Genomic DNA, 14073 nt, shown 5'->3' on the forward strand with positions numbered 1-14073 from the left:
CCTGCAATTCAGGGGCATCTGTTTCTTAAAATATTAACCTTGAAGCAATAAATCTTCAGGATTTTCAATTAATTCTTTAACCATTTTCAAGAATCCGACTGAATCACTGCCATCGATGACACGGTGGTCATAAGAAAGCGCAACGTACATCATCGGGCGAATTTCAATTGAATCGCCTATAGCTACCGGGCGTTTTTGGATGGTGTGCATACCAAGGATCCCGACTTGTGTACCGTTCAAGATAGGTGTAGATAATAATGAACCGAATACGCCGCCGTTTGTGATTGTAAACGAACCGCCAGTCATATCAGCGATCGAAAGTTTTTTGTCGCGGGCTTTTAGAGCCAAATCGCCAATCGATTTTTCGATTTCAGCAAAGTTTTTCTTGTCTGTATCGCGAACAACTGGTACGACAAGGCCTTCTTCAGTTGAAACGGCTATGCCGACATCAAAGAATTGCTTCAAAAGGACATCCGTGCCATCCAATTCAGCGTTGACATACGGGTATTTTTTCAAAGCAGCTGTAACAGCTTTTGTGAAGAATGACATAAATCCAAGCTTAACGTCGTTGTTTTGCTGGAATTGGTCTTTCTTGCGGCTGCGCAGCGCCATAACATTCGTCATATCGATTTCGTTGAACGTAGTCAGCATTGCAGTAGATTGTTTAACTTCCAATAATCTTTTCGCAATTGTTTGGCGGCGGCGCGACATTTTCTCGCGCACAACGCGTCCGCTTTCTTCATCAGAAGATGGTGCAGCAGCTTTTGGAGCTTCTGTTTTAGCAGCAGGTGCAGATGCGCTCGCTGCCGGTTTAGCAACGTGTGCCTCAACATCTTGTACACGTACGCGGCCCATCGGGTCTACAGGGGAAATCGCAGCAAGGTCAATGCCTTTTTCACGTGCCAATTTACGGGCAGCCGGGCTAGCGATCGTGCGGTCAGAAGAAGGCTGCTCTTCAGTTGCTTGAGCTGCTGGTGCAGCTTCTTGCGTTGCAGGAGCTTCAGCTTTAGGCGCATCTTCTGTTTTCGCAGGTTCTTGTGCTTTAGGTTCAGCAGCTGCGCCTGAGCCAGCTCCAACGATTGCGATAACTTGGCCGACTTCAACTGTGTCGCCTTCTTGCGCTAATAGTTCCTGCACAGTGCCTGCTTCTTCAGAGATAACTTCAACATTGACTTTGTCTGTTTCCAGTTCAACGATGAACTCCCCTTTTTCCACTGTATCGCCTGGCTGTTTAAGCCATTGCGCGATTGTTCCTTCTGTAATCGATTCTGCTAATTCAGGTACTTTAATCTCTGCCACAAAAAATTCCTCCTTAGAATGTCTCGCTTGAATGGTCCACATGAAGTCCGCTGTAAAGCGGAATTCTGTGGCCATTTAAGTCCGATTCGGTCCTTATAACTACCACGGGTTTTACCCTGTTTTTATAATTTCTTAATTTGACAATGCAGCGTCAAGGATTCGGCCTTGTTCCGCCTTATGCGCTTCGCCGTCGCCCTCTGCAGGGCTTGAACGCTTGATGCGTCCGTAATAAGCCACGTCTTTGCCGTTTGCGATATCGCGCAAATACGGTTCTGCAAATGTCCAAGAACCCATATTTTTAGGCTCTTCCTGTACCCAAGCCAATTCCTTGGCGTTCGGATAGCGGTCAACAATCGCTTGGATTTTCTCAGCAGGGAATGGATACAATTGTTCCACACGGACGATATGCGCCCAGTCGAATCCTTTGCCGTCTTTTACCCGCTCAGCCAAATCGATGGCCATCTTACCGCTTGCAAACAAGATGCGTTCCACTTTTTTCTCTTTCGTTCCCATTCCAGGCTGTTCAATGATTGTCTGGAATTGGCCTTCAGCCAAATCTTCGACTTCCGCACCGACTAATGGGTGGCGCAAAAGTGATTTTGGCGTCACGATAATCATTGGGCGAATCGATTCTTCCCCCAGCATTTTCGCTTGGCGGCGCAAGATATGGAAATAATTTGCTGCACTTGAAAGGTTCGCTACCGTCCAGTTATTTTCGCCTGCATTTTGGAGATATCTTTCAAGGCGGGCACTTGAATGCTCAGGGCCTTGGCCTTCGTAGCCGTGCGGCAACAGCATGACAAGCCCGGATTTTTGTCCCCATTTCGAGCGGCTTGCTGAGATAAACTGATCGAACATCATCTGAGCCATATTGGCGAAATCACCGTATTGTGCTTCCCAAAGGACCAATGCCTTGTCATTTTCGACATTATAGCCATATTCATAGCCAACTACGGAAGCTTCACTCAATGGGCTATTAAGCACGGCAAACGAAGCTTTCGCTTCTGAAATTTGATGGAGCGGCACAAGCTCTTCGCCGGTTTTATCGTCGTGGAGCACGAGATGACGGTGTGCGAAAGTTCCGCGCTGTGCATCTTGTCCAGTTAAACGGACAGGCGTTCCTTCTTGGATAATCGAACCGAATGCCAAAGTTTCAGCGTGCGCCCAATCGATTTTCCCTTTGCCATTGAAAGGTTCTTCGCGGCGCTTAAGGATGCGTGCCAATTTGCCGAAAGCAGAAAACTCGCTCGGCCAAGTCAGCAATTCGTGGTTCATCTTCTCCAAAGACTCACGGCCTACGCCAGTCTGAACTTCAGGAAAGCCATTCAATACAGCTTCTGGTATTTTAATTTCGTGTGTTTCTTCCGACTTGCTTTCTTTCACTTTATCGTAAGCCGCCTGCATCAACTTTTGAGTGTCTGCATCAAGCGCTTTGACTTCACTTTCAGTCAGTACATTTTCAGAAGATAATTGTTGTCCGTAAAGTTCGCGGACAGTAGCATGCTCATGTACGCCGTGGTACATCATCGGATTCGTCACAAGCGGTTCATCCATTTCGTTATGTCCATAGCGGCGGTAGCCGATCAGGTCGATCAAGATGTCTTTGCCGAATTTTTCACGGTATTCAAAAGCAAGTTTCGCCACAGCTGCCACTTCTTCCGGATGGTCGGCGTTGACGTGGATAACCGGCACTTCAAAACCTTTAGCCGGATCCGATGAATAATGCGTTGATCTTGAATCAAATTGCTCGGTCGTGAAGCCAATCAGGTTATTGGCGATGATATGTACAGAACCGCCAGTCTGGTAACCGCGTATGCGGCTGAAATTCAATGTTTCCGTGACAACGCCCTGCCCTGGGAAAGCGGCATCGCCGTGCACAAGAATCGCGTAAGCTTTTTTCGAATCAATAACTGGCGCTCCTGCCTGGTTGGTCAATTCCTGTGCTGCACGCGTATAGCCTGCAACAACCGGGCTGACAATTTCCAGGTGAGAAGGGTTGTACGCAAGTTTGATGTTCAAACCTTTCGGAGACGTATAGGAAGCTCCCATATGGTATTTCACATCACCGAACCAACCTTTAGTTATTTCCACAGAACCGTCTTCCGGCAAAAAGGTTTCATCAGGCACATGCGCGAAACCGGCAAACATCATTTCGTATGGTTTGTTCAACACATGCGTAAGCACATTTAAACGACCGCGATGAGCCATCCCGATCATTATTTTCTCTGTGCCTTTTGCTTCCGACAGGCGGACAAGCTCATCCATCAAGACGACTAATGAGTCGACCCCTTCGATTGAAAAACGCTTCTGGCCGACAAATGTCCGGTGAACGAATTTCTCGAAGCCTTCAACGCGCGTCAGAAGGTCAAGGATTTGTTTCTTTTTATCAGCCGCAAAAGAAGGTTTTAGCTCCCCTGCTTCGATTTTCGACTGAATCCAGCTGCGTTCCTGCAACTGGACAATGTGCGAGAATTCAAAAGCTACTTTATCCGTGTAAAGCGATTTCAAATAATCGATTGCCTGTAAGCCGTTGGCAACTTCCGTCGGTGCGTTTTCTAATAGAAGCGATACCGGCACTTCTTTCAAGTCTTGGTCTGTCAGACCATACGCAGAAGCTTCCAGCCGCGAAGAATCTTTCGGCTGGTCTTTTAATGGATAGATATCCGACGCAAGATGGCCATGCGCCCGGATTGCTTCCGCCAGTTGGACCGCTGCCAGAACTTTGCCGAACTTGCTGGAATCAACACTGGCCGCAGCCGTTTTGGCAGGTGCAAAAGATGCCTGAGCAACTTCTGCTGGTGGGCCATACTGCTTGAACATCTCAGCAAATTCCGGATCGAGCAATTCTGGAGATTCCTGGTACAAATCGTACATTTCCATTACATAGCCAAGGTTTGGGCCGGTAATGGAACTCCAGGGTGATTTTTCTTCTGAATAATTGGTAGACATTCAAATAACCTCCAACTTTTTGCCTCTAGGCAGTCACTTTTAGTATATGTGTATCTTCCATATTTTATCACGCATCCCACTATACATAAAGCGGAAGGCGTTTCAACAGTTGAAGAACAAATTTCCATATCAATCTTACTACTTCTATTGAAAAAAACAATGCTTTTGCCTGAAAAGATTCACTTAACGGAAATGAAAGCGATTTCATAGCTCCGACGTGGCTGTAAGTGAGCTATTCCAAGGTTTTCAGGTGCTCTTCTTTATAAAAAAGCACCGAATTTTTGCCTTTGCGTTTGGCGATATAAAGCGAATGGTCGGCTTTATTTACAAGTTCGTCCATCGACTTTCCCTGGCTTGGATAAAGAGAAACACCTAAAGTTGCAGTAGGGGAAAAATGGACATCCCCTATTTTCCAGCCGCGCTCCAGCGACGCCTTGATCCGGCCGATTATGTGATGAATTTGATCTTCAGCTTGTAGTGGATCCAAGCCGGACAATGCGATTAAAAATTCATCGCCGCCGATGCGCGCCGCCATATCCTGTTTGCGTATGCTATTCTGGATAGCTTGGCCGAAACGGTAGATAAACTCATCCCCAACCTCGTGGCCATTCTGATCGTTGACTAATTTAAAGTCATCGCCGTCCATGAAAATGATCGCAAGCTGCTCGTTGTTCAAATCTGCCTCTGCTTTCATCTCAGCAAACTTCCGGACAATCGCCAAGCGATTCGGCAATTTTGTCAAACTGTCATGGTAAGCCATGAAATGCAATTGCTCTTCCAAACTTTTTCTGTCTGTGATATCAAACATGATGGCTAGCATTTGCCCGGCGTTTCCCTTTTCGCCGGGTAATGGGATGATCGTTGTGTCGATCCAGAAAAATTCCCCGGTCTTTTTCAGGCTCTTCAATTCACCCCGCCAGATGTTGCCGGACGCCACGACATTCTTGATGTCATTGTATTGTTCGGAAGCAATGACCGCTTTGCCGATTTTGGAAATATGCATACCCAGCAAATCTTCTCTTTCATAGCCGGTTGTGCCTTTAAAATTATCGTTAATGAACTCGATGACTCCAGATGATTTCCAGATTGCTACCAAAGCTGCGTAATTGAGTGCGCTTTTGTAACTCTCCAGAATATGTTCGGTTTTTTTTAACTCGTGTTTCAATAGATATTCCGTTGTCAGCTCGCGCAAAATGATATGGAATGCCCGGATCTCCCCGCCTTCCAGAATAGGAGAATAATTCGCCGAAAAAAGGGCTTCTTCGCCGTCTTGTTTTTTCCTTTTAATGAAAAGCGGCTTCGCGTTCCGGTGCGTTTTAAAGCTATTTAGCTCTGACAACACATAATTGAACGTTTCGTCATCCACAAATGGCAGTTCGCCATAAGGCTTTCCGACCCAATCGCGTTTTTCCACTCCAAACGTTTTCGAATAGGCCAGGTTCATATCAAAGATGATGAATTCCGAGGTGATCATCAACATCGGGTCAACTGAGTTGAGGACGAGCGATTGGTAGAATAGATATTCCTCTTCAATCTTTTTCTGTATGGCGACATTCTTTGAAACAGCCAAAACAAAAATCTCACCTTCATGTTCCATCGGCGTGATGGAAGTTTCATTCGTCGCGTGTTCTTTACTGAACAAATTATAGTCCCTATATGTGTGGACCGCGTCTTGCTGCATCGCAATCCTATACTGGTTTTTAATATCCTCCGCTAAATGAGGAGGCATGACTTCATCTAAACTTAAGCCTGACAAATCTTTCTGGAATACTCTCCGTACTGCAGCGTTCACGTATTGATACTCGTACGTATCCTCTGTCTGCCGCATAAAATAAATCAGGTTTTCTGTTTTTCCATACAACATATCCATTTGCTTTTTTGTAAAAGGCCCCCGCATGAACATCTCTCTTTTCTTTTACACGAATTGTCCGCTTATCATTGATGTCTTCGAGATGAAATTTTCATAATCACGCTGCTCTTCGAGTAGTTCTGAAGACGTAAAACTGCTGTTTATGCCTTTCTCTTCCCATGAAAATATATGATTGGAAAGGTACGTAGCATTTCCCGCTAACTGCAGTGAATAACCACTTTCCGTCTTTATAACTGAACACTTGACCATTCCCCCCGGATTGAAAACAGAAACGTCTCCGAATGGTACAAGATCAGCTAAACAGCCCACTAAAGCGGAAGCAGTCATAGCTGTTCCGCAGGCATTAGTAAATCCGACTCCCCGTTCAAAAGTTTTCACGAAAATCCCGTCTTCAACTTGGGTGACGTAACTGACATTGACGCCATCCGAAAAATACTCATTCGGCCCATTGAAAAACTCAGCCCATTTTTGTTGATGTATTCCGCCTTTTTGCAACTCTGCCGGAACAATGCCAATCAAATGCGGATTGGGCACTGCCACAGCTGTGAAAAGGATTGTTTCAGAGATAATCGGCAATGGTTTCAATATCCATTCTTCCTTGCCCTTATAGGCCATGGGCAGATCAGCTAACTTAAACGAAACCGGGGAGATTTCCACCGCATACATGGCAATACTGCCGTCGGATGCCTGTTTCTCCACTTTCAGATCTGCTTTCATCGTTTCAATGACAGCCTCATCCAGCCCATCGCGCTCGCAAACATAGCGCGCTACACAGCGCAGTCCGTTGCCGCACATGGAGGCTTCCGATCCGTCTTTGTTAAACACGCGCATGCGCGCGTTCGCGGTAGTTGATGGCAGAACAGCCAGCAAACCGTCAGCTTCCGGGTCCAGCCTGCACAATTCTTCAGCAAGCGTTCCGTAATCCGATCGGTCTGTACCTTCGTAAAGATAAAATGTATTCATGGAGCCATGTACTTTCATCAGCTTAAGTTCCATTGCTTTCACCTCAATTAGTTCTTTGTGTGCGCAGCGACAAGCTTCGCCATTTCATAAGCGGTTTTTGGCGCTTCCGCGTTTGTCATAGTATCAACTAGCAGGTCTTCATCCATTTGCAACTTCTGCATCTCAGCCAGGAAACGTTCCGGCGTCAATTCCTCTTCTTCCACGACATGCGCAAATCCTTGCTGTTGAAATAAACGCGCATTTAAAATCTGGTCGCCGCGGCTTTTCAGCTTCGACAACGGAATCAGCAACATCGGCTTTTTCAACGCCAAAAATTCAAAAATCGAGTTTGAACCAGCACGTGAAACGACAAAATCAGTCATGTGCAGCAAATGCGGCAACTCATGAGTGACGTATTCGAATTGTTTGTAGTTTGCCAGATCTATTAATGAGTTGTCGGCATTCCCTTTACCGCAAAGGTGAATGACATTATACCGCTTCAGCAGTTCCGTCAGGTTTGAACGCACTGCTTCATTGATGACAGCTGAACCTTGGCTCCCGCCCATCACCATCAACACTGGCAAGTCGTTATTAAAATTACAGATTTCTTTGCCTTTCGCCGCAGAACCGTCCATCAATTCGCTGCGGATGACCGATCCAGTGCATGTCGATTTTTCTTTAGGCACATGCTTAAGCGTTTCTTTGAATACTGTAAAGATATGGTTAGCAAATGGCATGGCAATTTTATTGGCTAATCCTGGCGTGACATCCGACTCATGGATAATAACGGGAATCGACATCAATTTGCCAGCCATCGCAACTGGTACGGATACGAACCCGCCTTTGGAGAAAATTGCTGCAGGCTTTGTTTTTCGGATGACGTTAAGAGCCTGCAAGAGTCCTGCCCCGACCCGTACCGGATCTGTAAAGTTTTTGACAGAAAAATAGCGGCGCAGCTTTCCACTGGCAATTGCGTGATAAGGAACATCCGGGAAAGAATCGGGAATCAGCTCGCTTTCAATGCCGTATTTGGATCCGATGTATTCTACATGGAAGCCCATGTTCTTCAATTCCGGAATCAATGCCTGGTTTAAGGAGACATGCCCGGCCGTTCCGCCGCCTGTTAATAAAATGGTTCTGTTTTTCATTTTTTCAGTCCTACTCTCTCATATTGAAATTGCTTATCCGTCTTTCTGGATGTCCGCCTCAAAGGGTCGGCCTTTTATGCTATACTTAAATTTATTTTATCGATTTCACTTAGGAATATTGGAGGAAAAGCATGTTCGAAACCACTAACACTTCAGAGAAACTTCAGATGCTATGGAAAATCGTCGTCCCCATTTTAGTAACGCAAGTTGCCATGTATTTAGTGACATTCTTCGATATCTACATGACTTCAAGGTATGGAACCGAAGATTTGGCCGGCGTTTCAATCGGCTCTTCGTTCTGGTTTCCCGTTTACATCGGATTAGCTGGAATATTGATGTCCATTACTCCAATTGTAGCACAATTGATGGGTGCCAAAAGAAAAAAAGAAGTAAAAGAAGCAGTCCAGCAAGGCATTTACCTGTCGATCATCTTGGCGGTCATCGTCTTTATCTTCTTTTTAACCTCCATCGACAACCTTCTCGGATTCATGGAGCTCGAACCCGCTGTTGAAGCAGTCGCCTCCGATTATATTTTCGCTTTAAGCTTCGGGGTTGTCCCTTTGTTCGTCTACAATACGCTTCGCTCGTATATTGACGCGCTCGGCTCAACGCGCGTGTCTATGATCATTTCGCTGCTGTCCGCACCGATAAACGTCTTCTTCAATTATTTGCTTATCTTCGGCAATTGGGGCTTTCCGGAACTGGGAGGCGCAGGCGCGGGATTGGCTTCCGCCATCACCTACTGGCTTGTGCTGTTGATTGCGGTATGGATTGTCCATACGCAAAAACCGTTCAAAGACTTCTTCATCTTTACAAAGTGGCCGAAAATTTCACTGGCCCGCTTCAAGGAAATTTCCTTGATTGGTATTCCAATCGGCATTTCCTTGTTCGCGGAAACCAGCATCTTCTCAGCGGTGACGCTGATGATGAGCACATACGGTACGATTACGATTGCCGCACATCAAATAGCGATCAATTTCACGTCCTTGCTATACATGCTGCCACTAAGCATATCGATGGGGGCTACCATTCTTGTCGGCTTTGAAGTCGGTGCCAAGCGTTTCAGTGATGCGAAAAAATACAGCTGGTTAAGCGTTGGTTCCGCCATTACCTTCAGCTTCATCTCCTCCGCTATCCTGTTTTTCATGCGCGAACCTATTGCGGAGCTGTATTCAAGGGACCCGGCTGTAATCGAATTAGCAGTCCATTTTTTGATTTTTGCCGCCTTGTTCCAATTGTCTGATGCCATCCAGGCGCCTGTACAAGGGGCATTAAGAGGCTACAAGGACGTGAACATCACGTTCATCATGGCGCTTATTTCCTATTGGGTCATCGGCTTGCCTGTGGGCTATTTGCTGGCTAGTTACACTGACTTCGGGCCATTCGGCTATTGGATCGGTTTGATCGCCGGATTAACCGCCGGAGCAGCCACTTTGTCCATACGTTTAATCGCTATACAAAAAAAGATTGCCGCTCAATCCTGAGCGGCAATCTTTTTATATAGTTGTGCTAATTCGGTTTTTTCTTCTGTTGAGAGATCGGATTCGACTATGCGCTGAAGCGCCATTTCCAGTTTTTCCTGTCGCGATTTGCGGACTCGTGGATGGGTCAGTTCATCATTCAACTCAATCTGGATTTTCTGTTCAAGCTCTTCAATGCTCTTAATCGAACCAGTGCCACTCCGGCTGAGCCACAGTTTCCGGTAAGCTTCGATCACGGAAGCTTCACCTCTTCCAAATTTTCACCGATAAGCACAATCTGTGGCCGCATTTTCATGTATTCCGGGAGCCATTGCGCCATTCCATATGCATACTGGAACGCGTGTGGATATTTGTCGCCTTCCAACGGTACATAGCCTTTGATGCGAAACACAGATTCCGGCAGTGCACGCAGCCATTGTTCAAAGACTTCTCTTTTGACTGGTGTATCAAAAAGCAGAACTTGGGCATTGAGATTCATTTTTGAAACGGGTGCTTTGTGGACCTCCCCTTTAACAGAGGCGGCAATTTTTTCAAGGGCAGCCATCGGAACTTTTGCCTGCACGGTCTGGATAATTTGTGCGGATGAGTTCAAGGACTGTATTTCATATGTCACTTTGGCTTGTTCATCCTCCGACAGCAAATCCATCTTGTTCGCAAGAATCAAATCAGCATGGCGGATTTGTTCGAGGTACAGCGATCGGATTTGAGGGGACAGCTTGCCTCGGTCCAGCCAGAGTTTGCTATCAGCAACCGTAACGATGCCCTTGAAGTTCAAACGCTCAGCAAAAAGGGGTGAAAAAATTGCGTCCATCGCTTCGACCGGATGGGCTGCGCCAGTCGTTTCGATCAGCAATACATCGAAGTCTTCTTCAGCTAAAAGCGTCTGGATCTGTGCCTCAGACTTTTCGGAACCGGTGCAGCAGATGCAGCCATCCAGCAATTCTTTTTGTGGCACCCCGTCACCGATTTCATCAGAATCAAAATTCATTTCACCCAGCTCATTCATAAAGACTGCTGGCACTAGCCCTTGGTCTTTCAATTGTTGAATAATGTGTTTTAGCAACGTGGTTTTTCCGCTTCCCAAAAAACCACTGAACAAATATACATCTTTCATCGAATCCCCCTCGATATATTTTAGCGTAAGAAAAGACCCGCTTCCGCGGGCCTTCATGTTATTCTTTCGTGTTTTCTTCTTTCGTTTCTTCTTCTTTATTTTCTTCAGCAGCTTTTGCTTTAATGCCTGCTTCTTCCATAATGATCTTTTTAGCTTCTAGAAGCTGTGGATCATCTTTTTCTATTTTCAGGCGGAGTTCATCCATCACAGCGAATGCCGTGTCGCCTGTCACAACGCCTGTAATTTCCAGTTTTTTGTCCTCCTGGAAAGTTTCAACCGCTTTTTCCATCTTGGCTTCAAAGACGCCATCCACTTTGCCCACTTCATAGCCAAGAGCCGCCAGCATTTGTTCAGCTGTCTTCACTTGCTCGGAAATGGTGCCATCTTTCAATTCAACGGAAGGATCCAAAACAGAAAGTGAAGCATACGCAGGCAATGGAACTTTCACATCCGGCGCAATTCCTTTTTCATGGATCCAATTGCCATCCGGCGTCAGCCATTTAGCCGTTGTAAATTTCAAATTCGAGCCATCTGTCATGTCGTTGGCAGTCTGAACAGTCCCTTTACCAAACGTTTTTTCTCCGACAAGCTTAACGTCTGCCGATTCGCTCATTGCCCCGGCCAGAATTTCAGATGCTGAGGCACTTCCGCCGTCGATCAAGAGCGTTACAGGAACTTTCACTTTATCGACCGATGAAGACATATAAATTTCAGGCTCTTCGCCTTTAGCTTGCACTTCAAACATCTCTTTACCGTCTTCAATAAAGAGGTCCGATATTTCAAGCGCAGTCGTCAGCAAGCCGCCCGGATTTTGCCGGACATCCATAACCATTGCTTTCATTCCCTGTTCTTCCATATCAGAAATCGCTTTCTGCAATTCATCGTACGTATTTTCAGAGAAGCTGGTCACTTGGATATGAGCGACATTATCGCCGATCATTTCCGCGTAGACCGTTTCAATCGGAATTTCATCGCGGACAATCTTTATTTCAATCGGATCCGCCATTTCGCCCCGCTGCAGCGTCAATGTCACTTCTGTGCCTTTTTCACCACGGATCAACATGACCGCTTCGGATGCACTGAATCCTTGGATGCTTTCTCCATCGACTTCTGTGATTTTATCGCCCGGTTTGAGTCCGGCTTTTTCAGCAGGTGAATTCTTGATCGGAGCAACGATATTGATAAAGCCATTGCGTTCCTGCACTTCTGCTCCTATTCCTTGGAAACTTGATGAAATTCCTTCCAAGAACTGTGAAGCTTCTTCTTCGTTCATATAATCCGAGTATGGATCATCCAGCGACTCAATCATGCCATTGATAGCGCCATTGATAAGTTTGTTGCTGTCGACATCTTCATAATATTCGTTTTGAAGCTGATCATATGCTGTATAGAGCTTTTGGAACTCTCTCCGCTCAGGGGAATTGACTTCTACCGCTTTTTCATCTCCGAAGGTCAAGGCAAAGACTGTCAGTCCTGCCGTAAAAAGAATCAAAGTGAACACAAGCATTATAAAATAGAACGTCTTCATCCGAATAAAATGAGAGGGTTTTTCTTCAACTGGCTGTACCTGTTCTTGATCTTCGCCAGGACGCTTTTCATCCATTACTTTCACCACTTTCATTAATGCCATTCATGCTGTATCGATTTTATCAAGCTTTGGTGAATATTAAAAGAAAAAGACTGTCGAAACAGTCTTTTCCACTATTAGCCCTAAAAACGGAAAATCACTTTCAACCTTTATTCCTGGATTGCCGCTTCAAGTGCAACGATGATCATATCGTTGAATGTCGTTTGGCGTTCTTCAGAAGTTGTCACTTCACCTGTCAGCAAGTGATCGCTTACTGTCAAGATTGACAATGCTTGGCGCCCGTATTTAGCCGCAAGTGTATAAAGTGCTGACGATTCCATTTCAAGTGCAAGAATTCCATATTCCGCCCATTTTTCATGCTCCGCATAGTCATTGTAGAAAACGTCTTCCGTGAAGACATTCCCAACGCGCAAGCTCAAGCCTTTTTCCAAACCTGCATTATAAGCTTTTAACAATAAATCAAAATCAGCTGTAGGCGCATAAGACATGCCTTTGAAAATGATTTCATTCATTTTTGAGTCTGTAGAAGCGCTTTGCGCAATGATTACGTCACGCAATTTTACATCTTTGTGGATTGAACCGCAAGTTCCTACGCGGATCAGTTTTTTCACATCGTATTCAGCCATCAATTCAGTCACATAGATGGAAATTGAAGGTACGCCCATGCCAGTCCCCTGGACAGAAACGCGCTTGCCTTTGTATGTGCCTGTAAAACCGAACATATTGCGGACATCGTTGTATTGCACAACATCTTCTAAAAATGTTTCAGCAATATATTTCGCGCGGAGTGGGTCCCCCGGCAATAAGATCGTATCGGCGATATCGCCTTTTTTTGCATTAATATGAACACTCATGTTAAAACCTCACTTTATTTTAGTCGTACTAATCATACTGTTTTTTTCTATGTTGTGCAACGCATTGCATTAAAGCCCTTCATATTCCTCCCACATCGCATCGAATGCGGACGCCTTTAGGATAGGATGCGCTTTTTCTTCAACATAACGCGACAGTAATTCGAAGTTATCGGAACTTCTTGGAAAGCTATGATCCAAAAACATAGCATCCGCGAATCTGGAAAAGTCGTCTTCGACCAGCTTGCCGCGATATTTTAAGGCGAATTGATAAAAAGAACGTTCCATCAAACAGCCTCCTTCTGAGATAAATTAACAATTATATAAGTTGACCTAAAGAAGTTAATGTTTATACACCGCTTCGGACGCTTTGGGCAGAACAAAGAAGATTGCTCCTGCGCAAGCTCGTCGCAAAGGAGTTGCCGAAAGTTACTGGCACCTCCTTGGCTCTCACTATGAGCCGAGAAGAACACTCGTCTCCTTGCTAAAAACATTCTGCTTCTGTCTCTGCATCGCTGCGCTAGCTTCGAGACATGAAAGTGCGTTGCATCGCTACGCTAGCTTCGAAGCAAAGGAATCTCTCGATATGGAGCAAAACAGCGGAGAAAAATGTACTGCTCCTGTCTCTGTCCCTGCAACGCTTCGCTAGCTTCGGGACATGAAAAACCGTTGCATCACTGCGCTAGCTTCGAGACATTAAAGTGCGTTGCAGCGCTCTGCGCTTCGTCACAAAGGTATCTCCCCAATTCTTGGGTCGATACCTTCGCAGCTGTTTTGCGGAATATCGACAATTAAAAATCATTCGTTCAACTTATATAGCTTAATGTTTAA

The 14073-nt window shown here is 45.6% G+C and carries 11 protein-coding genes; 1 reads left to right on the forward strand and 10 read right to left on the reverse strand.

The window, feature by feature from the left end; all coding sequences use genetic code 11:
* Positions 1 to 33: 33 nt before the first annotated feature.
* From odhB to murG, 5 genes are all read right to left on the reverse strand, one after another.
* Complete coding sequence (gene odhB / locus AC4EHJ_RS03125) at positions 34 to 1299, reverse strand: 2-oxoglutarate dehydrogenase complex dihydrolipoyllysine-residue succinyltransferase (protein WP_490974131.1); 1266 nt, start codon at positions 1297 to 1299, stop codon at positions 34 to 36.
* A 132-nt stretch (positions 1300 to 1431) separates the two neighbouring features.
* Positions 1432 to 4248 carry a 2-oxoglutarate dehydrogenase E1 component gene (locus AC4EHJ_RS03130; RefSeq protein WP_490974132.1) on the reverse strand — a complete coding sequence of 939 codons (2817 nt, stop codon included), beginning with the start codon at positions 4246 to 4248 and terminating at the stop codon, positions 1432 to 1434.
* Between the two features lie 232 nt (positions 4249 to 4480).
* Positions 4481 to 6112 (reverse strand): sensor domain-containing diguanylate cyclase, encoded by a 1632-nt coding sequence (locus AC4EHJ_RS03135; RefSeq protein WP_490974133.1) that lies wholly within the window; start codon positions 6110 to 6112, stop codon positions 4481 to 4483.
* Between the two features lie 51 nt (positions 6113 to 6163).
* A complete protein-coding gene (gene dapF / locus AC4EHJ_RS03140) occupies positions 6164 to 7114 on the reverse strand; it encodes a diaminopimelate epimerase (RefSeq protein ID WP_490974134.1) in 951 nt (316 codons plus the stop codon).
* A 14-nt stretch (positions 7115 to 7128) separates the two neighbouring features.
* Complete coding sequence (gene murG, locus AC4EHJ_RS03145) at positions 7129 to 8208, reverse strand: undecaprenyldiphospho-muramoylpentapeptide beta-N-acetylglucosaminyltransferase (protein WP_490974135.1); 1080 nt, start codon at positions 8206 to 8208, stop codon at positions 7129 to 7131.
* Between the two features lie 131 nt (positions 8209 to 8339).
* On the opposite strand from murG, the gene AC4EHJ_RS03150 reads away from it, so the two are divergent.
* The gene (locus AC4EHJ_RS03150; protein WP_490974136.1) at positions 8340 to 9692 is read left to right on the forward strand and encodes an MATE family efflux transporter; all 1353 of its coding nucleotides are present in this window, start codon (positions 8340 to 8342) and stop codon (positions 9690 to 9692) included.
* On the opposite strand, the gene AC4EHJ_RS03155 is transcribed toward AC4EHJ_RS03150, so the two are convergent.
* The 5 genes from AC4EHJ_RS03155 to AC4EHJ_RS03175 form a co-directional block, all read right to left on the reverse strand.
* Positions 9683 to 9925: a hypothetical protein gene (locus AC4EHJ_RS03155; RefSeq protein ID WP_490974137.1), complete on the reverse strand. Its 243-nt coding sequence runs from the start codon at positions 9923 to 9925 to the stop codon at positions 9683 to 9685. The two genes, AC4EHJ_RS03150 and AC4EHJ_RS03155, sit on opposite strands and share 10 nt — an antisense overlap.
* A complete protein-coding gene (locus AC4EHJ_RS03160; RefSeq protein ID WP_490974138.1) occupies positions 9922 to 10803 on the reverse strand; it encodes a CobW family GTP-binding protein in 882 nt (293 codons plus the stop codon). The genes AC4EHJ_RS03155 and AC4EHJ_RS03160 overlap by 4 nt, the downstream gene beginning before the upstream one ends.
* 58 nt (positions 10804 to 10861) lie before the next feature.
* Entirely contained in the window at positions 10862 to 12406 is a 1545-nt protein-coding gene (locus tag AC4EHJ_RS03165; RefSeq protein WP_490974139.1) for a lmo1851 family serine protease, read from the reverse strand.
* Between the two features lie 134 nt (positions 12407 to 12540).
* Positions 12541 to 13245: a purine-nucleoside phosphorylase gene (gene deoD, locus AC4EHJ_RS03170; RefSeq protein WP_490974140.1), complete on the reverse strand. Its 705-nt coding sequence runs from the start codon at positions 13243 to 13245 to the stop codon at positions 12541 to 12543.
* Positions 13246 to 13314: 69 nt separating this feature from the next.
* Positions 13315 to 13530: a YozE family protein gene (locus AC4EHJ_RS03175; protein ID WP_490974141.1), complete on the reverse strand. Its 216-nt coding sequence runs from the start codon at positions 13528 to 13530 to the stop codon at positions 13315 to 13317.
* Positions 13531 to 14073 lie beyond the last annotated feature (543 nt).

The sequence above is a fragment of the Planococcus sp. TJ-301 genome (assembly GCF_058268475.1).